The sequence below is a fragment of the Selenomonas sp. ND2010 genome (assembly GCF_000702005.1).
Taxonomy (GTDB): domain Bacteria; phylum Bacillota; class Negativicutes; order Selenomonadales; family Selenomonadaceae; genus Selenomonas_A.
The window spans coordinates 17,353-42,399 of record NZ_JNKI01000002.1 but is presented as its reverse complement, the minus strand read 5'-3'; the positions used below and the strand labels follow the sequence as shown (position 1 = coordinate 42,399).

At 46.4% G+C, this 25,047-nt stretch carries 24 protein-coding genes; 3 read left to right on the top strand and 21 right to left on the bottom strand.

All coding sequences use genetic code 11. The features are described from left to right. Positions 1–2 precede the first annotated feature (2 nt). The 4 genes from recJ to T504_RS0101730 all read right to left on the bottom strand — a co-directional run bounded on the left by recJ (position 3) and on the right by T504_RS0101730 (position 10,245). Positions 3–1,973 carry a single-stranded-DNA-specific exonuclease RecJ gene (gene recJ, locus T504_RS0101750; protein WP_033169343.1) on the bottom strand — a complete coding sequence of 657 codons (1,971 nt, stop codon included), beginning with the start codon at positions 1,971–1,973 and terminating at the stop codon, positions 3–5. 150 nt (positions 1,974–2,123) lie between these two features. After that, positions 2,124–8,684 carry an EAL domain-containing protein gene (locus tag T504_RS13725; protein ID WP_051635140.1) on the bottom strand — a complete coding sequence of 2,187 codons (6,561 nt, stop codon included), beginning with the start codon at positions 8,682–8,684 and terminating at the stop codon, positions 2,124–2,126. Between the two features lie 255 nt (positions 8,685–8,939). After that, complete coding sequence (locus tag T504_RS0101735) at positions 8,940–9,812, bottom strand: DUF5131 family protein (protein ID WP_072022687.1); 873 nt, start codon at positions 9,810–9,812, stop codon at positions 8,940–8,942. 4 nt (positions 9,813–9,816) lie between these two features. Next, positions 9,817–10,245, bottom strand: coding sequence for an Rrf2 family transcriptional regulator (locus T504_RS0101730; RefSeq protein WP_033169342.1), 429 nt, complete (start codon positions 10,243–10,245; stop codon positions 9,817–9,819). A 207-nt stretch (positions 10,246–10,452) separates the two neighbouring features. On the opposite strand from T504_RS0101730, the gene T504_RS0101725 reads away from it, so the two are divergent. The 3 genes from T504_RS0101725 to T504_RS0101715 all read left to right on the top strand — a co-directional run bounded on the left by T504_RS0101725 (position 10,453) and on the right by T504_RS0101715 (position 11,869). Then, complete coding sequence (locus T504_RS0101725) at positions 10,453–10,809, top strand: cupin domain-containing protein (RefSeq protein ID WP_033169341.1); 357 nt, start codon at positions 10,453–10,455, stop codon at positions 10,807–10,809. A 164-nt stretch (positions 10,810–10,973) separates the two neighbouring features. Next, positions 10,974–11,534 carry a DUF5662 family protein gene (locus tag T504_RS0101720; protein ID WP_173662996.1) on the top strand — a complete coding sequence of 187 codons (561 nt, stop codon included), beginning with the start codon at positions 10,974–10,976 and terminating at the stop codon, positions 11,532–11,534. Beyond that, positions 11,534–11,869 carry an arsenate reductase family protein gene (locus T504_RS0101715; protein ID WP_033169340.1) on the top strand — a complete coding sequence of 112 codons (336 nt, stop codon included), beginning with the start codon at positions 11,534–11,536 and terminating at the stop codon, positions 11,867–11,869. The genes T504_RS0101720 and T504_RS0101715 overlap by 1 nt, the downstream gene beginning before the upstream one ends. Positions 11,870–11,874: 5 nt before the next feature. Here the strand turns inward: T504_RS0101715 and T504_RS0101710 are convergent, their stop codons facing one another. The 17 genes from T504_RS0101710 to T504_RS0101630 form a co-directional block, all read right to left on the bottom strand. After that, a complete protein-coding gene (locus T504_RS0101710) occupies positions 11,875–12,636 on the bottom strand; it encodes a C39 family peptidase (protein ID WP_033169339.1) in 762 nt (253 codons plus the stop codon). Between the two features lie 145 nt (positions 12,637–12,781). After that, on the bottom strand, positions 12,782–13,258 hold the full coding sequence (locus tag T504_RS0101705; RefSeq protein ID WP_033169338.1) for a flavodoxin: 477 nt from the start codon (positions 13,256–13,258) through the stop codon (positions 12,782–12,784). Positions 13,259–13,282: 24 nt separating this feature from the next. Next, the gene (locus T504_RS0101700; protein ID WP_033169337.1) at positions 13,283–13,957 is read right to left on the bottom strand and encodes a hypothetical protein; all 675 of its coding nucleotides are present in this window, start codon (positions 13,955–13,957) and stop codon (positions 13,283–13,285) included. Positions 13,958–13,971: 14 nt separating this feature from the next. Continuing rightward, on the bottom strand, positions 13,972–14,271 hold the full coding sequence (locus T504_RS0101695) for a DUF3737 family protein (RefSeq protein ID WP_033169336.1): 300 nt from the start codon (positions 14,269–14,271) through the stop codon (positions 13,972–13,974). A gap of 75 nt (positions 14,272–14,346) precedes the next feature. Continuing rightward, positions 14,347–15,480: a DUF362 domain-containing protein gene (locus T504_RS0101690; RefSeq protein WP_033169335.1), complete on the bottom strand. Its 1,134-nt coding sequence runs from the start codon at positions 15,478–15,480 to the stop codon at positions 14,347–14,349. 56 nt (positions 15,481–15,536) lie between these two features. Further along, on the bottom strand, positions 15,537–16,157 hold the full coding sequence (locus tag T504_RS0101685) for a flavodoxin (protein ID WP_033169510.1): 621 nt from the start codon (positions 16,155–16,157) through the stop codon (positions 15,537–15,539). A 34-nt stretch (positions 16,158–16,191) separates the two neighbouring features. Beyond that, positions 16,192–17,022 carry a carboxymuconolactone decarboxylase family protein gene (locus T504_RS0101680; RefSeq protein WP_197018666.1) on the bottom strand — a complete coding sequence of 277 codons (831 nt, stop codon included), beginning with the start codon at positions 17,020–17,022 and terminating at the stop codon, positions 16,192–16,194. A 184-nt stretch (positions 17,023–17,206) separates the two neighbouring features. Next, positions 17,207–17,509 (bottom strand): YciI family protein, encoded by a 303-nt coding sequence (locus tag T504_RS0101675; RefSeq protein ID WP_033169334.1) that lies wholly within the window; start codon positions 17,507–17,509, stop codon positions 17,207–17,209. Between the two features lie 4 nt (positions 17,510–17,513). Next, positions 17,514–17,669, bottom strand: coding sequence for a hypothetical protein (locus tag T504_RS14510; RefSeq protein WP_197018661.1), 156 nt, complete (start codon positions 17,667–17,669; stop codon positions 17,514–17,516). Positions 17,670–17,781: 112 nt separating this feature from the next. Then, positions 17,782–18,138, bottom strand: coding sequence for an amidohydrolase family protein (locus tag T504_RS0101670; protein WP_051635137.1), 357 nt, complete (start codon positions 18,136–18,138; stop codon positions 17,782–17,784). Positions 18,139–18,179: 41 nt separating this feature from the next. After that, complete coding sequence (locus tag T504_RS0101665; protein WP_033169333.1) at positions 18,180–18,737, bottom strand: flavodoxin family protein; 558 nt, start codon at positions 18,735–18,737, stop codon at positions 18,180–18,182. A 40-nt stretch (positions 18,738–18,777) separates the two neighbouring features. Further along, entirely contained in the window at positions 18,778–19,413 is a 636-nt protein-coding gene (locus tag T504_RS0101660; protein WP_033169332.1) for a TetR/AcrR family transcriptional regulator, read from the bottom strand. A 177-nt stretch (positions 19,414–19,590) separates the two neighbouring features. Then, a complete protein-coding gene (locus T504_RS0101655) occupies positions 19,591–21,339 on the bottom strand; it encodes a 1-deoxy-D-xylulose-5-phosphate synthase (protein ID WP_033169331.1) in 1,749 nt (582 codons plus the stop codon). A gap of 76 nt (positions 21,340–21,415) precedes the next feature. After that, positions 21,416–21,937: a hypothetical protein gene (locus T504_RS14725; RefSeq protein WP_033169330.1), complete on the bottom strand. Its 522-nt coding sequence runs from the start codon at positions 21,935–21,937 to the stop codon at positions 21,416–21,418. A 414-nt stretch (positions 21,938–22,351) separates the two neighbouring features. Beyond that, positions 22,352–23,212: a hypothetical protein gene (locus tag T504_RS0101645; protein ID WP_033169329.1), complete on the bottom strand. Its 861-nt coding sequence runs from the start codon at positions 23,210–23,212 to the stop codon at positions 22,352–22,354. Positions 23,213–23,514: 302 nt separating this feature from the next. Next, a complete protein-coding gene (locus T504_RS0101635; RefSeq protein WP_033169327.1) occupies positions 23,515–23,757 on the bottom strand; it encodes a hypothetical protein in 243 nt (80 codons plus the stop codon). A gap of 10 nt (positions 23,758–23,767) precedes the next feature. Then, complete coding sequence (locus T504_RS0101630) at positions 23,768–24,982, bottom strand: hypothetical protein (RefSeq protein ID WP_033169326.1); 1,215 nt, start codon at positions 24,980–24,982, stop codon at positions 23,768–23,770. Between the last annotated feature and the right edge of the window lie 65 nt (positions 24,983–25,047).

The window sequence follows — 25,047 nt, the reverse complement described above, 5'->3', positions numbered from 1 at the left end:
CCTCAGCGATGACGTCGATACGTCGGCGAATTATCTAATTCCATCCGCCCCGAAGCTTTCGGCAGATAGTAGTGTTTTTCTTTCAAATCGAGCCGTAAAAGGCCTAATTCTTGAAAAATACGCAGGCCTGTGCTCATCGTATACAGGGAAATCCGTTTCCCCCGCCGGCAAAAGTTTACCGTGAGCTCTGCCGCGGTATACGGGATGCCGTTTTCCTGTTGCTGAATCCCATAAAGGAAGCGATAAATCGCTACCAACTGCTCGCGTTCTGGGAAAATCTTCTCCCCATCGGCCGGCCCCAACGTATCCACCATACACTGAAGACTGCGACGCCCTTGCCACTCATTGATCGCTGGACTGTATACCATATCTATGGACTCGGCATTGACAATACCAGCATATTCACTTTTATTCCAAAAGAGCGCATGAATCGGTTCGGACGGCTTACCTACTTGAAACCGCAAATGCTGCTTCTGACTGCCGATTGCCGCTGCCCCCATCGCCCGGATTCCTCGGCAACCGAAAAGCGGTTTTGGATTTCCCATCCCATAGGGTTCAAAAAGTTCCAATTCCTCCACCAAGTCAAAGGTGATATCTTCCGGTGCCAGTTCAAACTCCACTTTAACCTTTGGAATATAATCTTCCTCCGAAAGGGTCTCAGCTGCCACTTGCGAAAAAGCTTCCCGGAATGCTTCGAGTTTCGAAAGTTCCACCGAAAGACCTGCTGCCTGCGCATGACCACCGAACTGGATCAGATGCTCCCTGCACTTCTTGAGTGCCTCATACATGTGAAGCCCCTCAATACTGCGGCAAGAGCCCTTGCAAACGCCATCCTCCTGAATGCTCAAAACAATGGTCGGTTTGTAGTAACGGTCCACGAGACGAGAAGCCACGATGCCAATAACTCCAGGATTCCAATTTTCGCCAGCTACCACGATAGCTGGCATATTATCCGGATCTTTTCCCGTCAACTGGTTCTCTGCCAGCTTTAAAATTTCCTGCTCAATGGCCTGGCGCTGACTGTTCAGTAAATCAAGCTCGAACGCCAGTTTATCCGCTTCCTCTTTGCTTTCTGAAAGAAGCAGTCGAACACCTTTAACGCCCGAACCTATACGCCCCGCCGCATTGAGGCGGGGTGCCAGCTGAAACCCCACATGACCGGTATTTACCGCTTTGTCCTGAATGCCCGCTACCTTGATCAGTGCTTGAATCCCGGCAAACGAAGACTTCGGCATTGCAGCCAAACCTTCTTTCACAATGCGGCGATTTTCACCAGTGAGCGGAACGATATCAGCCACCGTTCCCAGCGCCACCAATTCCAAATCCTGCACATAGTCTTCGTCCTCCAATTCGCGCCATAGCGCCTGGCATAACTTAAAGGCAACGCCAGCACCACAAAGCTCCTTATCGGGGTACGGACAATCGGCACGATGCGGATTGACCACAGCCAATGCATCTGGCAATGTATCACCTGGCAGATGATGATCCGTCACAATGATATCCAGCTTCCCCTTCATTTTTTCCACATCATCTACCGATGCGATGCCACAGTCCACAGATACCAAAAGAGTCGTTCCCTTGGCTGCAATCTGCTGCAAAGCGGGAAGGTTAAAACCATATCCTTCCTTCACCCGGTCGGGTATATGAAAAGACACCTTCGCCCCCAGTGCCTTTAAATTATGCACCAACAACGAAGTTGCCGACATACCATCCACATCATAATCCCCATAGACCATGATGCGCTCCTCACCTTCAATCGCTTTTTTGATGCGCGCGACTGCTACATCCATATCCTTCATGAGAAACGGGTCGTAAAACGGCTGTTTCTCCGGATGAAGGAAACGATCGGCTTCCTCTATATTCGTAAGGCCACGATGCCACAAAATCCCAGCTGACATTTCGGTAATGCCAAGCTTTTTCGCAAACTCTGCCGACTCTGGCACAGTATCATATAGTTTCCATTGTTTTAACATTGTTTACAACTCCTAAGCTATATATTAACGTATTTTATTACTTTTATCCATATTTTTCTATCAAATAGAACATTTCACTCCTCGTGTGCACAAATATAATACAAAAAGACAGCAAACCGTCCACACACCGGACAATTTGCCGTCTTTTCCTTATCCTAGATATTCCTGCAATTTCAGTAGCAGCGTTGGCATATCCACCGGCTTGGTGATATAGTCATCCATTCCGCTGTCCATAGCCACGCGCCGGTCCTCGGCAAAGGCATTGGCGGTCATAGCCAAAATCGGAACACGCCTTCCTTCTTCGCCTTTACGTATCGCCTTAGTCGCCTCCAGTCCATCCATTACTGGCATCTGGATATCCATCAGGATGAGGTCAAACCGCTGGGGATCTTGCGAATATAGCTCCACCGCCTGCGCACCATTTTCGGCTGACACAAGTTTTGCACCGAAATCGCCCAACAGGGCCAAAATAATTTCTAGATTGATTTCATTATCCTCAACGACCAGAATCGTCTTGCCAGCAAAATGCCCCGCCACTGGCAAATGTTTCTCCTTTTTCTTCATAAAAGGTTCCATTGCATCCTCAGCCAGCCGCAGTACGAGTTCAATATGAAACGTCGTCCCACAGCCTTGCTCGCTATAGACACTGATGGACCCATTCATCATATCCACGATATTCTTGACAATTGCCATACCAAGGCCAGTTCCTTGAATCTTGCTGACGGTACTAGTCCGCTCGCGGGTAAAGGGTTCAAAGATATGACGAACGTATTCCTCGCTCATACCAATTCCCGTATCCCAAACCTCGAAACTGAAATTTCCATAGCCAGCTGGCGCATTATCCATCTGTACAATACGCAAACCAATGCTGCCACCACTTGCCGTAAATTTCATGGAATTGGATAGACAATTCAACAGGATTTGGTTTATTCGCAGTTTATCGCAAACCACCAGCTTATTTTGGATGCCCTCCACATCGAGGAAAAAGTCTAACCCTTTCTGTTTCATATCGCTTTGCAGCATATCGCGGATTCCCTGTACCAATTCCAAAAGATTTGTCGCTTTTTCCTCCAGCGTCACTTTCCCACTCTCGATACGACTCATATCCAACACATCGTTGATAAGCGAAAGCAAATGGCGGCTGGCCGTAGAAATTTTTTGCAAATACTCATGCACCAAGTCTAGATTATCCCGATGAGCCTCGGCCAATTCCGTAAATCCAATAATCGCATTCATCGGCGTACGAATATCATGGGACATATTCGACAGAAAATCCGTCTTGGCCTTGCTGGCCGCATTTGCCTGCTGCAGTGCCAAGGCCAATTGATCATGCTGTGTTTCCAGCTTCTTCTTCTGCTGTTTGACCTTACGGTCAAGCGCTAGTTGCTCCGCCTGTTTGAAGTCAATCGCCATGAACGACATGATGATGCGCGATACACGGCCATCCGACTGCCGATCCGTAACCTGCAAGATAACGCGACGCCAAGTATTGTCGATCCCCGGCACTTCGTAAATATACTCCCGCCGATTGTCCACCACTAACAACTGTTGCACATACTGTGGGTCACTGAGCTGTTCCCATAAATGCCGATAAGCGGGTGCCACCAGGCTGGCCAGCGGCCCAATCACCGTTCGATAATCTCGAGACTCCAGCTGCTGACTTTTAACATAACTGAAGGGCAAAAAGCCACGGATACGGCCGGATTCCAACTCGCAGACATAAATTGCACTATACTCCTTGACCAATTGTTCGTTGACATAGCGCAGGCGGATTTCATCATCACGGTCCAGGAATCCTAACACTACTTGACGAGGTATCCCTGTTTGCTTCATCCGGACAAACTTCAGCTCGCGGAACCAAAGCATCCCCTCCTGCCAAACACTGAATATAACCGAATACGTATTATTCTTCTCAAGCTCCGCCTGAACCTTTTCCAAGCTGCTCGCCGTAAGGACCCGCAAGCGTTCTGGTTCATAAACTCTTTGTTCCACGAAGGATTTCATGGCCAGGCTGTAGCCTTTGTGAAGGGGAAAAACCTCCTCCAGCAATCGTGCTTCCTGTTGGAAGGGAACAAGTTTCCCCGTATGCAAATCCAGCAAGTAAACCGCTGCATATTCCTCCGCCAAGCCAGCAATCATATCCGTACTTTGCCGCTTTTCCAAAGCATGCACACGTTCACGACGGATTTCATCGTCTTTATCCGCTAATGCCAGCAAAACATGGTTGACCTGACTTTCAGCCGCATCAATGCGAACAGCTTTCCACTCATAATACCGCCCCGCTTGGCTCTCAAAACTGCCGCGGATACTGTTTTTTTTCTTAAGTGCACGTTGCAAGGCCTTAACCGACAATTCATTCTGCAATTTCTCGCGATATTTTTCCTCTACCGCCTCCCGGCAAAAATCAAGCACACCGGTCGAGTAGCAATCGGTATCAAAGATTTTATGATAATCGAGCAAGGACATGTTTTCCGATCGATGCAGACACCGCTCAATCCTGTCCTCCTGTAATTGCAATTCGAGAATCAAACCATATTCCTGTGCAATCGCCTGAATAATTTGCCGGTCGTACATCTCACGCCGCGAATGTTCATCACACTCAGCAAAACCAATGAGGACCTGCATGTTCTCCCCCATACGGCTTTCGAGCGCAATTTTGATTTCGTAATACACCTGTTCATCGTTAAGATAAATCTGACTGTAGTACGGCGCTTTACAAAGCTGCTCAAACATATACCGCGTCGACATCGCCTGACGAACCGCCTTGCGATCACGCGCACAAACAATCGTATTGATAAAATCATCCACAATCTCGCGATACGGCCGATCGAGCAGCAATCGGCCAACTTTCGTCTTATGCCGATCATCCAGCTTGAGAATTTCAAATGTTTCCTCCGGTAACCGCAGCGAATACACCGTCATAAATTCCTGCGACAATGTCATAGCAATCCCAGCATCATAAGGCATTGTTTGATAATCCATAAGCTGTCGCTGCTGGGCATCATCGTAGAAAAACGAATAGAACACCTCCCCCTGCTTTGGATTGCGCATCAGTCTGCCAATCGCATGCACATAACGGACATTGCCCTTCCGCGTGACGATACGGAACGACGCAAAATCAATGCGACTGCCTTCTTGATGCATAATCTGATTCCAAATGCTCTTCTCCACAGCATCACGGTCCTCCAGCAAAATAAGATTGCGGAAACTCCCCTGCACAAACCGCAAGAGCTCTTCCATATCCCTGCACTCAACTAAATCAATCAAGCCCTGATTCCCGTAGAGAATTTCTCCCTGCCCAGTCGCTCGGTATACCAAAACAGCCCCAGGCAACCCATCCATGATTGCAATATCGTCGAGCCCCAGAGGAATACACCACTGACTGTTGCCCGTTGCCTCAAACACGAGATACGAATGCTTACCCTGTCCCTTAACCTGATAAAGCGCGGCATCAGCTTTGCGGCCTAACACCGGCAGATTTTTTCCATGAATCGGATACCCAGCCGCTCCAATCGAAAGGGTGACTGCAATCTCACTCCCCTCAAAGGCAAAGCTATGTAATTCCTGCGCACACTTTTTCACCCGAGGTTCTACCTGAGACCAATCCGCCTCTTTGATAAAGACCAAAAATTCATCACTGGCATTACGGCAAACAATACTATCCTTGCCAAATATCCCTTTAAGGTCATCGGCCACACAATGTATGGCTCTATCTCCCACTACATAGCCATAACGGTCATTAATAAATTGTAGATTGTCAATATCCACTACCAACAAAACCGCCGGCTTATCGTGGTGCTGCGCCAAATACTCGTACGCATAACGATCAAATCCCGTGCGATTCAAGAGTCCCGTCCGTTCATCCACCTCATGATAAGCGGCTTGTTCGTACTGCGCATAGATGTAGTTGAAATAATCCGCTAATTTATCCTGTGGCAGTTCCTGAATACAGAACAAAAATCGTTTGTTCGATTCCGTGGCAAGAATATTAAGCGCCACCCAGCGGCTGCCGCCCGCCGGCAAATTAATGCGGAAAAATTCCCGTAGACAGCGCTGTTCCTTTTTTTCCATCTGTGTCAGCCAGTCAAGCTGCATAAGCGTGACAAACCGTTTCTTATCCTCAGGGTGAATCACCTGCTGGGCGAACAGTCCCACGACTTCCCGAAACGACAATGCTTCTTCAAAACCACTCCAGTGCTTTTGCGAATAGACCTTTTCAAAACTATCCTGCTCCACATCGATGAGCGCAATGTCCTGAAACATCTCAATCAAATACTGCGAAGACGGATGGAACTTCGACAGTTCGCAACTCGAAAAATTATTGGTGGCATTATGCGTCATAAATCGATAAAACTGCTGACTGCCCCGTGCACCAACAAACTCAATTTTCAGCAGACAGAGATTTCCTTTCAACAGGAAATTATGCGAAACTACCTGTCCTTGACTCCGAGCTTCCTGACATAGTCCATAAATCAGACTGAGCCAGTCCATCGCACCACCATTCAGAACGACCTCCTCTGCCTGCAATCCTTCAAAGCCAAACATACGCAACAAATCGGTATAATACGAATTTGCTCCAAGATAATGAAACCGCGCCTGCCGAAGCTCTACCACTGCGATACCATTATCAATCAAAAAATTCGTCCGGCTAAGTTCCCGAAACAAAGCAACATCGGCTGCCTGCTCAATCTCGATTTCCTGCTGACGGATGAATTCAAACGCACTAAACAAAGGCTGCGGGCGTCCGAAAAAATAGCCCTGTACCATCTCGCAACCCATTTCCTGCAAAACCTGAAGCTGCTCCTCGGACTCCACGCCCTCAGCCAATGTTTCAAATCCAATGCGTTTGGCCATCGCCACCGTGTAGCGAATGATTTCTTGCGACCGCTCATTTAGATTCCTCACAAAGTTCATATCCAATTTGAGTACATCAAAATCACAGTCTTTTAGCGTGTTAAGCGAAGAATACCCATTGCCAAAATCATCCATCCACACGGCATAGCCAGCTGCCTTAAAACGGGAAATCTGTTGCCGAACGGTCTCCTCTCCCACCAACAGACTTTCTGTCACCTCGATGTGCAAAAGATTCCGCGCAAGACCATAGTTTGCGATTGCCGCTTCCACTACATCAAAAATATCACAAAGTAAAAAGTCCAGCCGGGACAAATTAACGGAAACCGGCACTACCGGTCGCCCCATATCCAGGCAAGCACGCAAATCCTTGCAAATCTGCTGAATTACATAACAATCCAACTTGTGAATCTGCCGCGTATTTTCCAACGTGCAAATAAAAGATCCAGGATTCAGCATGCCCCGCTGTGGATCCTGCCAACGCGCCAAAGACTCTAAACCGCATAGTGTACGCGTAAGCGTACGGATTATCGGCTGATAATATACTTGAATATAGCCTCGTTGCACCGCTTCATCAATATGTGCCGCAATATAATCATATAACTCCGCCTGCTGCTCCATCTCCGGAGCATAATACGCCCAATCCTTCTCTGGTGATGAGCACAAATAATCCGCGGCTAGCTTTGCCCGATCGCAGGCATGTAAAAAATCTTCCGCATCGCCACCATCGAGACAAATGCCGGCATAAATCCGAAGCACATCTCCTTTCTCTTGTTCCATGACCTGCCGCTTCACTTCCGCGAAAGCATCTTCAGCCTCACTAGCAGCACTCAGCACCACAAAACGTTCATCGCCGAAGCGGCAAACCAAGTCACTAGGAAACTGCTGCCGGATTTGATTGGCAATGCGCATCATAAGATTATCATCTTCGGAAAAATCATATCGGCTGTTGCGTGACGGCATACGACAAACACGAATATCCATAATAGCCGGCTGCCTGCCTTCACGCAATAATCGCTGCCCAACCACGTGCCCACGCAAGTGGAAGTAATTGCCATTAGGAAGATTGGTCCGTTCATCGTAAAACTTCTCATCCCGCAAAGCAGCCCGCAAGAGATAAGCGGGCTGCCCCTTCCAAAGCGTTCGTATCACCTGCAGCAGGATTTCCGTCTCACTCCCCGGCATTGGCACAATCGTCTCAGGACCATCTGCCAAATCATCCAGGGAAATGATATTCTTGTCATCTACTGGATAAAAAAATTCTTCAAACGTTATCCCACTGTCAAAAAAACGAACCGGCGGCCAAAGGACACGCATCGCATGATTGCACATAAAAAGTTCGTGTCCCTCTGCTCCGACGATAGCAAATGCCTCACCATTGCTATTAATCAATTCTTCCAACGTATGAATATAGAGTTTCTCATGTGAGTGAGAGGCATCGATCGCTTCGGTAACATCATCGTAAAATACCACAGCATACTCCGTACCATCTTCCAAATAGCAGTGAGTCCCACGGGCATGCAAAATGCGATATTCTTCCCTGCCATAGAGCCGTTCCCGATACAGCGCATCATAAATGCCGCCCTGCGTGCGGGCAAAGTCCATCGCCGCTACCGCCACATGCACCGTATCATCCGGATGAACATTCTTATACATGTCGTTCTCAAACTGCGCCACCAATGCCGCCCGAGTGCACCCAGGAGCCTGCAACGCCAACAAGCCATCTGATACCAACAGCACCTGGATCTTGCCCTGCAAAAACTGATACATCGCCAGGGGAATAGCAAGTCCTTCCAACGCCGCTCGCATTTCCGATGACACAATATAAGGCTGATTAAAAAACTGGCCTTTTTTGCTCATAGTAAGCTTCCTCTCTCCAGTAAAGCCCATCAAACAAAATTTCGTTTTTTCATTTCTGCATACTTCGTTTTTGACAAGTCAAAATCCTGCCTGTATCTGTAGGAAATCCCTCCTTATCCCACCAGTAACGAATCACTATTTATTTGCAAAAAATGACAAGTCAATTTGACTTGTCAAAATAACCGAAAAAAGCCAGCGGCATTAAACTGGCTTTTTACCGATATGCCGCTGGCTATCGCCGATCGATAATAATCATTACCCACATTTGCCGCAATGGCTGCAGCCATTACAGATCAATCTGCTGCCACAGGCATGGCAATGCGGACCGTCATAAGCGGCTCTATAGCAATCCTCTGACGTTACCGGAATGCCAATGGCATACCGCAGGTCAAAATGCATGGGCTTGCCCTTAAAATTCAAACCTGCCTTAAATGCCTGCTCCGCCTGTTTCTGCTTGCTGTTCAAGCGATAATGCTTGCCGTCCTTAATAAAATACGAACCTATTTCGATGAAGGAAAAGGAGACATTGGCTGCCTGACACTCTTCATGCAAAGCCAGGACCCAATCATAATTGCAAGGCCGTGACCCTTCATAGTTTTCGCCGCCGCAGATAACCTGCTCTATGAAACCATCCTCTAGATAGGGCTTCAAACTTACGGCGCCAATCAAGGGAGCGCACATAACACCTTTGTGCTTGAAGGGCAAATCCCTAAGCAAGGGTAATCTTTTATCGGTCATTTTTTGATTCTCGCAGGTGACATTGAACCAGATATTCTCCCAGCCGCTGCCAAAGTCCCGGGGCAGACAGTCCGCCACCCGTTCCGGGCGCTTGGTCAGCAGATAGAAAATGACATCCGGCCTCTGCCGCATGATTTCCCATGCCTCGTCCCGCCATTTGTCCGCCTCTTCCAGAAAAAAATCCGAAGTCATGCACACGCGGATAAGCTCGCCGCTCTTTACCTTATAACTGCCGTAGCGGTCTTTCTGCAAAGGATAGGAAAAATTGTCCGTACGATAAATGACCGCGCCATCTTTCCCTCTTTGCTTATCCAGCGTATACATATAGCAGTTGGCACAGCCAGGACTGATTTTCCTGCAGCCATGCCATGGATTCCAGATGTCATGCATTTTCTCACTCTGCTTCTTTCGCCTCGATAGACGCCAATAAATCGGCAATGGTTACTTTCTTGAAATCGGCCAGCATGTGCTGTCTGACCTCTTCGAGCCTGTCCCCTAGCACCCCATGGATATTCCTGCCCACCGGGCACTTCGGATTGGGGTTCTCCTGAAAATGAAATAGATCCTCGTCCTCTTCCACAGCCTGGAAGACATCCCACAACGTGATGTCTTGCGGGCTTTTTGTGAGTTTGGCCCCACCGACACCTGCTGCCACATCCACTAGTCCGTCAGCCTTGAGCTGGCCCAATGTTTTGCGGATGATAACCGGATTGACATTGACACTGCTGGCCAAAAAGGTGGAAGTGGTCTTGTACTCATCCTTGAACCGCTCGATACAAAGCAATATATGTGTCGCTACCGGCAGACGAAACGAAAACTGCATGAAAAAACCTCCGTTATGTAGTCGTTGTACCATACGATATTACATCATCTATAAAATGTCAACCAAAATCCCCCATCAGCCTATGACAATGAGGAAATCATGTGCCGCAAGATTTTTTATTGTAACCATTGACATTACATCAATGCAATGCTATTATCTTATTGTAATCGATATCATTACAACACAAACTCATTGAAGGAAAATCAAATGGCAAATTTTAACAAAATCACTGTGGCCAGCGATGCGAGAACTGAGCTGCATGACAAATTGAATCTGACGGGGGCAGAAATCAGCGTCAACAACCTGCCCGCCGGAGCCGGTGTTCCCTTTGTACACTACCACAAGAAAAACGAGGAGATTTACTTCGTCACGGCCGGTAAGGGCACAGCTGTGATTGACGGGCAGACCGTAGAACTCGCAGCTGGCGATTGGCTGCGCATTGCTCCGGCTGCGCGGCGTCAATTCTCTGCGGCTGCCAATGAAGGCATCAGCTTCATCTGCATTCAGGTGCGGGAAAACTCCTTGGAGGAATATACCGCAGGCGATGCTGTAGTAGAACAGTAATATTTGCACCGATTCAATCGGAAAAGCCAGCAATAAGCACAGATTGAGATATCTGCCTTATTGCTGGCTTTATTTTTGCGATAATCCATTATGACATTTGACGTTACAAAAAAACCACCTTATACTTGATTCAGAATTAGTATCAAAAGTTGGAGGCTTTGCTTGTGCATCTGATAAAACGAGTCTGTGGTCATACCTGGATGATCCTTCGCCATAAATACTGGGTATTTCGCTTTTGCTGTATTGCGGGAATCCCTTGGCAGGGATTTATGCATGACTGGTCAAAATTCTCGCCCATGGAGTTTGTGGAAAGCGTAAAATACTACAACGGCAAGGTTTCTCCCATAAAAATCTGCAAGCAGAAAAATAACGGCCTTTCCATGGCTTGGATTCATCATCATGGGCGAAATCTTCATCATTATGAGGCTTGGTGGGATAATTTTGACCATGGCGCCTATCCCCAGGATATGCCATACAAATATGCCGTAGAATTGATTTGCGACTGTCTGGGAGCAGGTAAAGCCTATGGGCGGGATAAGTTCACCTTTCAGGCAGAATACGAATGGTGGCAAAATAAGTGTGCTGACGGTATTGGCATGAGCCCCAATATGCAGGTCTTTGTGGAAACAATCCTCAGCCAGCTGGCCCAGACAGAGGATTTGACCTTACTGCGGCCCAAAACCACCCAGGCCATTTATAACAAAATCATGAAAGAGGGAAAATGATGAATATCCAGATTTTCGGCACCAAGAAATGTAACGATACCAAGAAAGCACAGCGATTCTTCAAAGAACGCGGAATAAAATTCCAGTTTATCGATATTCTGGACAAGGGCATGAGCAAAGGCGAGTTTCAGTCCGTAGCCAAGGCCCATGGTGAAATCGATGGCATGATCAATCCAGAGTGCAAGGACAAGGATGCACTAGCCCGTGTCAACTATATGGCGGACAAGCTGGAAACAATTCTTGAGAACCAGCAGGTTATAAAAACCCCTGTCGTGCGAAACGGCAAAGATTCCACCTTGGGCTATGAGCCGGATATTTGGAAGAGCTGGCAATAAGTATTTTATTTCTTCGGATAAGCTATAATCCAGGGCTGATAACGCTCCTTCTCAGGCAACATAGAATGGTCAAACCACATGGAGTAGAATTTTGTAGCATTACCAGCTGTGTATCCATCCTGTTTATGGTCACAAGTATCGTAAGGATCTGCAAAAATGAGCATATCATCCAGCATTGACTTCGTGCCCATGTTGTCATAGCCAATAATAGCCCGCCAATGACCGCCCCACTCTATATTTTCCACCAACACCGGTTTCCCATGAGCCAGCGACTCCAGGATAAAGGTACGGAAATCCTCATAGCGGCTAAGTTTATCGCTATTCAGACTGCTGTGCACTTCCCAACCGATTCCTTTAAAGAATTCAACCATATTTCTAAGCCCGGTACCGATCGGATACCCCTGGGTTTTCATAGCCTTTGTCAAGCTCATTTCATCATAATCCCTGTTCCCATACCAATAAAGCACGGTCAAGGCAGCTGCTGGGCCACAGGTATACTCTCTTGCCTGTTGATAGGTCTTATAGTGGGAAAGTACAATACGGCGTCCCGGGATACTTTCCATGTTGTAGAAATCCATTTTTGTAAAATACGGTGAATTCTTATGATTTATTTCGGCTGGGGCAGATGAAGCACCTTCTGTAACCGTATCAAGCCCAGCCGGATAGGGAATCACCTTCTCTTCTGCCATAGTCGTGGAGGCCGTAAAACATAGCATACATGCCAATGATAAAGCCAGTTTTGCTCTCATGCGAAAAAATTTCCTCATATCCACCACGCTCCTATTCCACTTATACGCTTTTGAACTCCATCTTCCGATTGTATAATTCAATTTTCACCGTCCAATTACCTGCCTCCCCAACGACAAAAGGCAATGCACATATTTCATGCACATTGCCTGATGCTTGTCACGCTTATAAGCTCTCCACCCAGTTTTTAAGGTCAGCAACCGAAGGATTCCCATTCAGCAGCTTGCCTTCCCGGATAGCGGTACTGTCTGCCACGCTTCCTTTCAGTCCTTCCACGGCCTTGCCAAAGCCGCTGCCGCCGGAGGTGGCGAAGAGAATAATGGTCTTGCCGGCAAAATCATAGCTTTCCAGGAATGTGTTAATGATGGTGGGCGCCACATACCACCAGATGGGAAAGCCCACAAATATCACATCATAGTCCGCAATCCTGGCATCACCTGCCGCAATCTGCGGACGAGATTTACTATCCCGCATCTCCACGGAGCTGCGGGAATTTTTATCATGCCAATCCAAATCAGCCTGGGTATAGGGCACTTCCGGCTTGATTTCAAATAAATCTGCCCCAGCCGCCTCGGCAAGGTTCTTGGCAGCCTTTGCCGTTACACCGCTAGCGGAAAAATAGGCAACTAATTTCTTACTCATGTGATTACCTCCCATATCAAATGTTCATGCTTTTAGATAGCGCTGCAATGCGGCTCCCAGCAAAACATAGAGTCCGATAGTTCCACAGAGCAGCAGTACATAGATGACCGCCGGTTCGTTGGTGGCTGCCGTGGCAAAGATATGTTTCATCAGCAGGCGGTCGCCGATGCGGTTCAGGAAGGACGCATAAATCCCTGCACTGAGCGCCGCCAGACTCAAAGCTGCCACAACTGCCCGTTTAGCCACAGCAGACAGTTTCCAGTCAAAGACCTTTTGCCACTGCCCCAGCCAGCCTTTGAAATGCAGCCCCCAATGGAGGCCGCATAAAATCAACAGGGCATAGGGCAGGGACACATGATACTGATGAATGACAATGCTGCGCTGGATTTCCAGCGGCATGATATCTTTCAGCAGGAAGTTGGATATGCCAAGACCGGCAAACACAGTCACCAGCACCACGGCAATCAGCAATATATCAATGACCGTGCCCAAAGCCCGCCGAAAATTCCATTTGCCCTGCCGCAAGCTTTTCAGCCAGTGACGATTCTGATAGAGATGAACGCCTGCCAGCAGGAACCAGACTACGCCTATGGTTTCATGCAGCAGCTTGGGGATATAGTGAAAACTCATGGTCAGCACAAACAGCAACGGCAAAAGCGCCGTTACGGCCATGCGCCGATTTATGCTCCGGTAATTCATAGGCCTACACTCCCTCAGGCGCAATGAGATTCTTCGGCAAGAACGATGCGGCCTTTGGCATCCACATCATCCCTAATGATTTCCTTCACGCCCATCACTTTGATTGTACCGGACTTTGGATTCTTGATGCTGTCCCTGACGGTCACGTTCTGCGCATGCCAAAAGGGATAGCGCAGATTGAAAAAGCAGTCCTGAAACTCAATGTCGCGGCTCTCCTTCAGCGCGCTTTCCCCATCTGCTGGACCATCAAAACGGCAAGCAATCAGTTGTACCCCCGTTTTGCCATACAAAGCCCGTTCTTTATATACGTCCATTTTCCCTTACCTTCCTGCTTAAATAATAAATTTTTCCTGCTAAAATCCACTCTAACACTTCGAGTGAACTTTAAGTCAAGCTTGGCCTGTTCCCCAGGTTCCCTTGATATCCTTTACGGCTTCGGCAGCCGTGATCACTTTGTCGCCATTATCAAGGTCAATCAGCTGATAGCGGTCATTGCCCATGCCCATTTCCTTCATATAGGTCAGTTGGCGCATGCTATGACGGGATTCCATGCGCTCCACCAAATCATGCTTGCTTTCCTCCGGCAGGGCGTAGACACAGTCCACACAAGCCTGGTCCGCAGCCAGGATATCCAGGGAGGCCACAATGCCAATATCCGGCGTGACGACAGGCTGAGCCGAGGTACCGGCGCAGTCACAATCCACACTCATATTGCGCATCACATTGATGAAGGCAATCTTGTCCTTGAAATGCGTGACCGTTGCCTGAGTGGATTCTGTCATGCGCTCCATGAACTCCTCATTAGTCACACCCCACTGGGAACCGCTTTCTCCGGCATGAATCATCTTCTTACCGATTTTTCCATCCGCACAGCCAATGCCGAGATTTTTATTGGAGCCGCCAAAACCGCCCATAGCATGCCCTTTGAAATGCGTCAAGGTCAAAAGCGAGTCGTACTTCAGCATATCCTTGCCCACGGACATCTCTGTGAACCACTTGCCATTTGGCACCGGCAACATGGCCGTACCTTCTGCATCGATGATATCCACCGTGGTGAAATCCGTCCAGCCATTGGTCTTCAGTGTCTCCCGGTGTTTCTCGGTGGTATCACGGCCACCGCCATAATAGGTGTTGGTTTCGATGATGGTGCCCTCCGATAGGCGGTTCTGCAGCAAATCTTTCACCCAGTGGCGGGGAATAATATTGGGGCCATGGGGCTCACCCGTGTGCAGTTTGACAGCCACCTTGCCGCCCAGCTTATCCTTCACCTTGTCATAGATTTTCAGCAGTCCGGCCGCCGACAGGTCGCGGGTAAAATAAACCACCGGCTCTGCCCCTTGCCGCTCCCTATAGGGAAGATAGTACTCCCCGCCGGTACCAGCGACTTTCGCCTTCCCCAACGGCTCATTTGCTCCTGCACCTTTTTCATCAGCGGCAAAGGTCGCACACCCTGGCAAAGCAGCTATAGCAACGGCCATACCTGCCAGCTTTACAAAATTCCTGCGGGTCATTTTTTCCTTCATTACACAATCCCCCCAGCCAATCTATACTGCTCATAAATTTCTTGATGATATGCCATTTAGAAACCTAAACCATTGTACCAGGCTTTGATTTCATCGGCCCCAGCCTGCGAGCTGAATAACTTGCCCGGTTTCCAGTTGGCCTTGCCTTTAGTAATCCTGGCCAGGTAATCTGCACTGCTGCCAATATCACTGCCACCGGAGGTGCAGATAGCCGTCATATTCTTGCCTGTAAAGTCATAGCTTTCCACGAAGGTATCCATGATGCGGGGAGCCTGGGCCCACCAGATGGGATAGGCCAGGATGATGGTCTTGTAGCCCGCAATAGGAGCATTCTTATCGGCCAGCTTAGGGCGGGCGCTGTCGTTCTTCTGCTCCACCGTGGCTCTGGTGGTTTCGTCATTGTAATTCAGGTCTTCGGCCGTATAGGGGGATTCCGGCCGAATTTCATACAAATCTGCGCCCAGCGCCTTGGCGGTGTTCTCCGCCAGTTGCTTCGTGTTGCCCGTCGCGGAAAAATACGCGACTAAAATCTTATCTCCCGTTGCATTATTATCAGCTGCCTGGGCCACCGTTTTCGCTGGCGGTGTCTTTTCCTCGGCCTTGCCATTATCCGTGCCGCAACCCATCAGCCCCAGTACCATCAGCATGGACAAGCAGGCAATCCATAATTTCTTCATGCGTTTTGCTCCTTTCTCAACCATTCATATCCATTTACGGCAATTTGTTATACTCCTTTTCCTCCACCGGCTCACACCACTCATTGGAAGTATTTTCGCCCGGCACCTCGATGGCGATATGCTGGAAGGCGGAGTCCTTGGCGGCGCCATGCCAGTGCTTGACACCTGCGGGGATATGCACGACATCTCCCACCTTCAATTCCTGAGCAGGCTTGCCCCATTCCTGATACCAGCCACGGCCGGCAGTGACCAGCAGCATCTGCCCGCCGCCTTTGTCGGCATGATGGATATGCCAATGGTTGCGGCAGCCCGGCTCAAAGGTCACATTGCCAATCACTACCTGGTCGAGGGAAACCATATGGAGATAGCTTTTGCCATCAAAATACTGGGCATAGTTGACATTTTCACCGCCAACGGGGAACAGGCTGGTTTCTTTGATGGTTTCCAAATCCATAGGATCGCTTCCTTTGGTCTCTGTCTTCTGGGTAGCTGGCTCGTTATAGACTTCCTTAGCCAGATTGAACGCCGCCCAGGCCTTGGGCCAGCCCGCATAGAACCCCAGCTGGGTGATGACCTCAGCCATTTCCTCACGGGTAACGCCGTTCTTCTTCGCCGACTGCAGATGATATTTCAAAGAGCTGTCCGTCATGCCGCTGGCCACCAATGCCGAAACCGTCACGATGCTACGGTCATGCAGGGACAGGACATCATTTTTTGACCATACCTCTCCAAAGAGAATATCATCATTATAGCGGGCAAAATCCGGGGCAAATTCCCCTAATTGCGTTCTGCCTGCGGTCTGTGTAATCTTTACTGCTTTTTTCGTCTGTGCCATAGCTGCCTCCATAAATGTAAAATTTGTCATGATCATGCCTGCAGCTATTGCTGCGGCCAAGATTTTCTTTCCCTTCACGCGACTCTCCTTCCTACCCGATGATATCCGGTTATTTCTACCTTAACACTTGAAGTGAACTTCAGGTCAAGCATTATTAAAAAAAAACTCTGTCTCACGCGGTCTGAACCTTTCGCGACAGAGAGCTTATCGGATTTCACTGGCCTGCAAATTCAGCAAAATTTGCTGCTACCTTGCCTGCGGTGAAAGACCGGACTTCATAGTCAGCGAGGCCATCTGCATAATACACATCTTCCTGCAGAATCTTCTCCACCGCCTCCTTGGATTCAGCCGGAGAGATCATGATGCCTGCCATTTCCTTATCGGCATAAGGCCCAACCAGAATAAAATTTCCTGCCTCAAAATGCCTGGTGAACCATGCCACATGCTGCTTAAAGAGTTCTTCCCCCTTACCTGCAGGGATTTTGTCTGCTTTAAGTGTCTGATTGATGATAAACATAACCTTATCCCCCTATCAGTCCATTCTGCATGGCCGCGTCAAAAATCGGCTGCAAATCTTCCTTTTCCAGACGATTGCCAAACACCTGATCACCGCCAACTGCACCAGCCCCCCAGGACCAGGCCCCCAAAGCTATTTTCGGCATTTTCTTCTCACTCATTATATATGCTCCTCTCGCGCTTTAAATGACACCGTGTAACTTTTTATTTGATGATTGTATCATATTCTCTAAATGACACCATGTCAATATTAAAAGTAAAAAATTTTCTCTATTAAGAAATTGATTTTTGCGAATTTTGACAATATATCTGTTCCAGCCATTCACGCTGGGCAAGTTCCCTGTCCAAAGCCGCTTTCTTCTGGAGCAACACTGGCGCTGGTACATAGGGATAATCACTGCCATACAGGATATGCTCCTGATCCGTGATCTTCAATAGCATATCCAGCGCATCGGGCATGGGATCTCCGGCTAGGTCAAAATAGAGATTGCCCATGCTTTTTTCCATATCCACCGGCTCCATCATCTTCATCCCGGCAAGCATGGCAAACATGGCAAACATGGCTTTTGCCCGCTGCTTCATATAGGGCAGGAAGGAGCCGCAATGGGGCACGAAATCGCGTCTTTTCATTATCCTATAGCTCCTAAAACATGAAAAACCGGCTTCATCCTTTAGTTTTTGCCGAGATTCTTCCCTATTTCATAGGCTTCCTGCATGGCAACACTTTCCTTTACATTTCCCGGAGCCAGTGCGCCCTTGCCCAGGATATAGCCGCCATTGCGGTTATTCTCGCCCCCATGCATATTGAAGCATTCCACATATTTCTGGAAATCCTGCAGCATATTGTCAAATAGCTTCGCTTCGGGTACGCCGCCTGCTGTAATCAGGTAGAAAGTCTTATCCTTGGCGATGGTCATATAAGGATACAGTCTGTCAATGCCACGCTTCATCAGGCTGGTCCAGGAAAAGAAATACATGGGAGAAGCAAAAACGATTGCATCTGCCTGCCCGAATTTTTCCAGCACCGCCGTCATATCGTCCTTCTGCACGCATTTGCCGGGATTTTTCCAGCAGGCCATGCAGCCCAGACAGTCACCGAACTGCATATCCCCCAACTCTACCCGCTCCACCTGATGGCCCGCCTCTTCGGCACCACGGATAAACTCACTGGCCAGCAGCCCCGTATTGCCGTTCTTGCGCTTGCTGCCATGCATTACCAAAACTTTCATTTGATTCGTCTCCTAAACATAAATTTCCAACAGATGCTCTTTACACGCTCTTATCCACACCCAGAAGCTTGCTCAGGCAGTTGTAGGTGATTTCGTAAATCGAATAGTAACAAAAACCTACATCGGCCTCCTCCATGGCCTGCCGCTGCTTGTCGGTCACCATCACATAGGGATAGATGCCATACATAAAAGGAAAATAGGCATAAAGAAAGCTCGTCTTTTCCTCCTCGCTCATCTCCGGACAATACTGATCCAGACAACGATGCACCGCCTTGATGGAAGCACCATAAGCTTTCTTGAATTCTACCAGATTCTCATGACGGCTGTTCTCCTCCATATCAAAGTGATTCATGGACAGAAGTTTCAGCAGACGCTGCCGTTTCTCCAGTGAATGTGCCAGCGCAGAGGCCAGTTCTTCCCGGCTCATAGTATCATGCGCTGCCATCATGCCCTCCAGATCTGCCACCCATAATTCATACTCCCGCTGCATCAGCGCCAGGAAAATTTCCTCCTTGGTGTTGAAATAGTTGTAGATGGCAGTGCGGTTGAAGGTCGTGACCTTCCCAACTTCCTTCAGGGTGATGTCCTTGAAACTCATCGTCTCATATAGTTTGGCACAGGCATCGACAATACTTTCCCGCCGTGCCAGCATCTCTTCTTCCGATATCTTTGGCATCTATATTCCTCCGTCGCAGTAAAATGACACAATGTAACTTTTATTGACACTTTGTATTATAATGTCATAATGACACCATGTCAATATACTGCGTAAAATTTTTGACCAGTCAATTGACTGGTCAAAAATCGTTATCACAGGCTTCCACACATTTTTTGCCACCTGCGCTGGATATTCTTACAGTTTAGCCAGAATATCCTCTGCAATCTGCTCTGCCGTAAGGTGGTTTTCTTTAGCCAGGGCATTATAGTCATAGCGGTCATAGAACTTCTTCGCCAAACCAAAGTTCAATACCTTCATTTTGTCTGCACCGTAGAAGCGGGCAATCTTTTCGCCGAAACCGCCATCCAGCACACCATCTTCCAAGGTTGCCACCAGTTCATGGTTCTCCTTCAGTTTTTCCAGCAATTCCTTATCCTGTCCGGTGATAAACAGCGGATTGATCAGCGTGGCCTCGATGCCCTGTTCTTGGAGTTTAGCCGCAGCTTCTTCCGCCAGATTATAGAAATTGCCCAAGCCGATCAGGGCTACATGGCTGCCTTCCTTCACCACTTCGTACCGATTGAGTTCGTCATAAGACTTGCGCACCGGACGCTTGGAGCTGCCCACCATGGCATGGGGAACGCGGATAGCCACGGGATATTTTTCCTGTGGGATAGCCCAGTCCAGCATAGCCTGATATTCTTCCGGAGAAGTCGGTGCCAGATACACGAGATTCGGGATATTGCTCATCATGGGAATATCGTAAAAGCCCAAATGCGTCACATCATTCATGCCGTACATGGAGGCCCAGAATACCAAAAAGGTTGCGGGGCTGTTGTTGACACAGACATCCTGCGCCAGCTGGTCATAGGTGCGCTGGAAGAAAGAAGCATAATCGCCAAATACCGGATGGGCACCGTTGCGCGCCAAACCAGACGCCATGGCCACAGCCTGTTCCTCGGCAATGCCTACATCCAAATAGTGGATGCCCAGTTCCTTGCGCCGTTCCGGCGTAAGATTCATGCTGGCAGGGGTAGCAGCCGAAATGGCGATGAATTTCTCATCCTCTTTGGCCAGCCGCAGGAAGGTCTGGGCAGTCTGCTCCGCATAGGGATCAACAAACGCCTGCTTGACTTCCCCCGTTTCGATATCAAAGGGCATATGCCAATGCCAGTCTTCCTTGTTTTCCTCCGCCAGCTTATAGCCCTTGCCCTTCTGGGTGACGATATGCAGTACCACCGGATGGTCAATATCCTTAACCTCTTCAAAAGCAGCTATCAGTGCTTCCGTATCATTACCGTCAGCGACGAACCGGTAATCAAGCCCCATCGCCTTGAACAGATTACGCTCTGACTTACCGTTGGTATCGCGCAACTCTTTGAAGCCCTTATACATGCCGCCATGAACCTCGGCAATGCTCTGGTCATTATCGTTGAACACAATAATCAGATTGGAGTCCATCTCCCCGGCCGTATCCAGTCCTTCCAAAGCCTCGCCGCCACTCATGGAACCATCGCCGATGATGGCAATGACGTTCTCCTTATCCCCCTTAAGGTCACGAGCTTTGGCCAGACCAGTTGCTAGACTGATGGATGTGGAGGTGTGCCCCACATTGAACATATCATGCTCACTTTCCTCGGGGTTGGTGTAGCCGGACACATCATCATAGTGCTCCTCATAAAGATAGGCATCCTTGCGGCCCGTCAGCATCTTATGAGGATAGGCCTGATGGGAAATGTCAAAGACAAATTTATCCTTGGGCGAGTCAAACACCGTATGCAGGGCAATGACCGCCTCCACAATGCCAAAGTCCGGGCCGAAGTGACCACCATGGACGCTGGCCCGCTTCAGCATGGCATCCCGCATTTCCTGCGCCAGTGTCTTGCACTGCTCTGCAGAAAAACCTTTAATATCCTGAGGACTATTGACTTTCTCTAAATACATGAATTTACTCCTTACTTTACCTAACAAACATCTTTCGTTCAGCTGATGTTTGTAAGTCTATACCCTTGAGTGAACTTCAAGTCAATACCCCTTCCGAAAAAAATTTAAATGACAACAGAAAACGGCACGAGCCTTTACCCCCGTGCCAATTATTAGCCTGATGCTCACGGAAATCCTCTTCCGTAACTAAAAACCGCTTGCTATACGTAAGTAAACTACGGAAACATCTTACCATCTGCCTATTATTGTTTGTGTTTTCAAAAAGAGATAGCTGCGCTGCATTCCTTCGATACACTCTTCCATGCATCCAGGCATGACCACATTCATGTATAAAGCGCATAAATCTATGCAGCCTATCTTCATTAGCCGTATCTTCATGGATTACCATCGTATTTGCCGGAACTCGGATTAGATGCATTTCCCCATCCTCTCCGTATACTGGCAAGCATTCATCGTTAAATACCATTGCTCCCACAACATTGTTATCCAGTGAAGCTATACGCTGATAGTCAATGTCAATCCCCAAATATGATTCAGCAAAATGCTCAGGATTCACAGGCATAGGGGACTCTAGCAGTTTCGGCTTATAATCCCTCATTAATTCCTCAACTAACGCTTCAATCTCTACGTCTCTGATAATTGGTGTTTAATCAGGGCGATGAACTTTGTTCCATTTAAATTTTATCATTCATTCTTCTCCTGTCGTTCCGCTTTTCTTATTACGCGATATTTCCATTTTACGCCTTATTGCGTAATTAAGTATGCAATGCGCAACAATAAAAGTCAATAGAAAATCAGACGTTTGTGGCAAACTTTACAAACTCATATTACAATATTACACTCATATAATGAAGTCAACTGTTCGAACCAATCCATATGACATCAAAATCATTAGTCATAACAAATATATTGACTTTACCAATTATCACCAGTAACAAATCCTGATACATGTAAATCTCCAAAATCCACAGGATAAACACGGCAAAGATTAGGTTCTGAATATCCGGGGTAATTATATGCAATTCATTCTATTTAAATCATTATATATTTCACTATAGTAGATCTCATCCTCCTTATTTCTATCATTTTGCGAATTAATCCAACATTTCTTTGCTAACTTCAGTACATTACTATCTGGTTCAAATTCTGGAATATCATATTTATTCATAATTTGCTTCCATACGTTAACTCTTTCTTCATTATCTTCCGGCCACTCAATCATTTTTCCACATTCCATATATATTTCTTCCATAAGTTCTTCAGACAGTGCTAAGCCATAATCATCAGCAAAAGTCATACTCATTTGTGTACAAAGCATCGCAGCATCCCAATTTTCTTCTATACGAAACTTCCATCCCAAACATCTATAAAACTGCATCATAGGTTTAAGACGATAGATATAAGAATATGCTTCTTTTAATACCACACTTGCAGCTACGATATCTTTTTTTAATAAGAGCAGCACTTTGAAAAGTTCAAATCTCAATTCAGCAGAACAAGGATTCCAGCGCAACGCTGCTTTCAGTGCACTAATCATATCATTAACACATTCATTTATTTCATCCTCGTTTTGATTAATACTTTCTATCAAATGCACATACAAATCATATAAATCTTTTACAGGTTCTTTCACCCAAATAATGTCATCATCATTTTTATGATGAATATACATTTCATATTCGAATAATTCATCGAAACAAAAACACTCTTTTTTGCCAGCGGTTTTATATTTTTCGACTATTCTTATTTTAGACATCACCACTTTGATTGCTTCATCATATTTTTCCTTTTCAAGTAATTCTTTAGCATATGAACAAACATTTACTATATCCTCAAAATATTCTTTTTTAGAATTATCATCACATATAATCATAATATTTCACCAATAACATATCGTAGGACTATACTAATTATCCACAACTTCCATCTGCGAATAGTATCTTATCAAGACTACATTCAATATCCATCAGTTTATTTTACACTCGTATTTAGTACAACCAAAGAATCCTTCAGTTTCCGTATTACGATTAAGACACATTCTCTTTGCTTTAGTATCATACTCCCAAATACCGATATTAGGCGCTTTATGGCATATACATGTATTATTGGGGTCATACCAATATTTACAAAAAGCACACTTACGCATTTTGCTATTCAAGCTGAATTGCTCCATTGTTACTCCTGCTTTCTCTTGAATTGCTCCGCCGCTTCAAAGTAAATATCCAATAGCTTACGTAATTCTCCTTCCATTTCCTTTTTAGGGATACCTATTGCACCATAAGCATCAACTAGCAACCCGCCCACCTCTATTACATCGTTATACAGTTTCTTTTCAAATTCATCGTAGGGGGCGACCTGCTGGTGAATTTCCTCCATCTTCTTGAGCGCATTTTCAATATTGATATAGCGGACTTTCATTGACAGCCTCCTAAGTTTCATTTTCTAGTAAATCAATAATATTGCCTTGATATTGTTCCAAATATATATTTTTTAGTAGTGAACGTTCACTTTCAGTAAACCCGTACTTTAAGTTGGAGCACAAATTACCCATAACCAGTATAAACAGTCTTAATAGGTATGGCTTCAATCCAGTATATATAACAAATCCCTTTTCTAAGTAAATACTCCCTTTTTCTCCGTATACATCTATTCTACCGCTTGATCGCTCTATCACTTCTTTTATATCGGAAAATTCACATTTATCCATCCTCCAATTAACAGTATCGATAAGTCTAATAGCTTGAAGTGTTATAATCAGTATTTTTCTTTGCACTAGCTGAAAAAACATTACTTTATCATTGTTTTCTATTATTTCTTCCTTAAACTCCCTGAAGAATGCACTATCTATTGATTTGTAAGAAGATATATCCCGTAAATTATCATAAGGTATTTCGCCAGTACAAGGTCTTATATCTACATCACTAATACTATCACCATTCTTCATTTTCCCATTTACAAAACAAGCTAACATTTCTGCAATAACTAAATTATAATCAACTTTATCATCTTTTTTCCCAACATCACTATAATTATCATCATTATCTTCATATTCAATCGATAAATTCTTACATAAATTAATATACTTATCACCAAAGCCTATATTAATAAACATAATATTTTTTTCAGTAAAATTCACTTCACAGTCACTATCAACACTCACTGTTACATTTCCCAAACCAACATACGTTACATTTTCATATTCTGGGGATATGGATAAATCTTTGCCACATAAGTATATTACTTTACTTTTCTGCTTGCAAAGATTTTCCAACTCTTCCTGCGTAGTTGCTACAGTTTCTATATTATTTAGCACATCCTCATCACTGGTATATTGTCTTACCAAATCCCTTTTCTTTATCTTTTCCATATCATCAACAATTATTTTATCTACAGTAACACTTTTACTATCAACCTTAAAAATATAGCAAAGCTTTTCCTTGAAATCAGCGGCATCCGGCTTCAAAGCACTCAATTCACTAGCCTCTGTTTCATAGTGCCGATCCTCTAGCCATTGTTTTAACTTACCATTCAAAAAATATTCCACCAGCTTAGCATAGTCAAAATGCTCACGAATTTCTTCGATACTATCAGAAGCCTTATATCCATCTTTTAATTCCAAACCAAATCTAATTTTTCTAGACATAAGATTACCTCCACGATAATTTGCAAAAATTATTTTCGTTTTTCGGTATTAACTTACAACCATTC

Excerpts from the sequence above, each read along its gene's own strand:
- recJ (WP_033169343.1), bottom strand. The coding sequence starts at position 1,973 with ATGTTAAAACAATGGAAACTATATGATACTGTGCCAGAGTCGGCAGAG.
- T504_RS13725 (WP_051635140.1), bottom strand. The coding sequence starts at position 8,684 with ATGAGCAAAAAAGGCCAGTTTTTTAATCAGCCTTATATTGTGTCATCG.
- T504_RS0101735 (WP_072022687.1), bottom strand. The coding sequence starts at position 9,812 with ATGCATGACATCTGGAATCCATGGCATGGCTGCAGGAAAATCAGTCCT.
- T504_RS0101730 (WP_033169342.1), bottom strand. The coding sequence starts at position 10,245 with ATGCAGTTTTCGTTTCGTCTGCCGGTAGCGACACATATATTGCTTTGT.
- T504_RS0101725 (WP_033169341.1), top strand. The coding sequence starts at position 10,453 with ATGGCAAATTTTAACAAAATCACTGTGGCCAGCGATGCGAGAACTGAG.
- T504_RS0101715 (WP_033169340.1), top strand. The coding sequence starts at position 11,534 with ATGAATATCCAGATTTTCGGCACCAAGAAATGTAACGATACCAAGAAA.
- T504_RS0101710 (WP_033169339.1), bottom strand. The coding sequence starts at position 12,636 with ATGAGGAAATTTTTTCGCATGAGAGCAAAACTGGCTTTATCATTGGCA.
- T504_RS0101705 (WP_033169338.1), bottom strand. The coding sequence starts at position 13,258 with ATGAGTAAGAAATTAGTTGCCTATTTTTCCGCTAGCGGTGTAACGGCA.
- T504_RS0101700 (WP_033169337.1), bottom strand. The coding sequence starts at position 13,957 with ATGAATTACCGGAGCATAAATCGGCGCATGGCCGTAACGGCGCTTTTG.
- T504_RS0101695 (WP_033169336.1), bottom strand. The coding sequence starts at position 14,271 with ATGGACGTATATAAAGAACGGGCTTTGTATGGCAAAACGGGGGTACAA.
- T504_RS0101690 (WP_033169335.1), bottom strand. The coding sequence starts at position 15,480 with ATGAAGGAAAAAATGACCCGCAGGAATTTTGTAAAGCTGGCAGGTATG.
- T504_RS0101685 (WP_033169510.1), bottom strand. The coding sequence starts at position 16,157 with ATGAAGAAATTATGGATTGCCTGCTTGTCCATGCTGATGGTACTGGGG.
- T504_RS0101680 (WP_197018666.1), bottom strand. The coding sequence starts at position 17,022 with ATGACAAATTTTACATTTATGGAGGCAGCTATGGCACAGACGAAAAAA.
- T504_RS0101675 (WP_033169334.1), bottom strand. The coding sequence starts at position 17,509 with ATGTTTATCATCAATCAGACACTTAAAGCAGACAAAATCCCTGCAGGT.
- T504_RS14510 (WP_197018661.1), bottom strand. The coding sequence starts at position 17,669 with ATGAGTGAGAAGAAAATGCCGAAAATAGCTTTGGGGGCCTGGTCCTGG.
- T504_RS0101670 (WP_051635137.1), bottom strand. The coding sequence starts at position 18,138 with ATGAAAAGACGCGATTTCGTGCCCCATTGCGGCTCCTTCCTGCCCTAT.
- T504_RS0101665 (WP_033169333.1), bottom strand. The coding sequence starts at position 18,737 with ATGAAAGTTTTGGTAATGCATGGCAGCAAGCGCAAGAACGGCAATACG.
- T504_RS0101660 (WP_033169332.1), bottom strand. The coding sequence starts at position 19,413 with ATGCCAAAGATATCGGAAGAAGAGATGCTGGCACGGCGGGAAAGTATT.
- T504_RS0101655 (WP_033169331.1), bottom strand. The coding sequence starts at position 21,339 with ATGTATTTAGAGAAAGTCAATAGTCCTCAGGATATTAAAGGTTTTTCT.
- T504_RS14725 (WP_033169330.1), bottom strand. The coding sequence starts at position 21,937 with ATGAGGGATTATAAGCCGAAACTGCTAGAGTCCCCTATGCCTGTGAAT.
- T504_RS0101645 (WP_033169329.1), bottom strand. The coding sequence starts at position 23,212 with ATGATTATATGTGATGATAATTCTAAAAAAGAATATTTTGAGGATATA.
- T504_RS0101635 (WP_033169327.1), bottom strand. The coding sequence starts at position 23,757 with ATGAAAGTCCGCTATATCAATATTGAAAATGCGCTCAAGAAGATGGAG.
- T504_RS0101630 (WP_033169326.1), bottom strand. The coding sequence starts at position 24,982 with ATGTCTAGAAAAATTAGATTTGGTTTGGAATTAAAAGATGGATATAAG.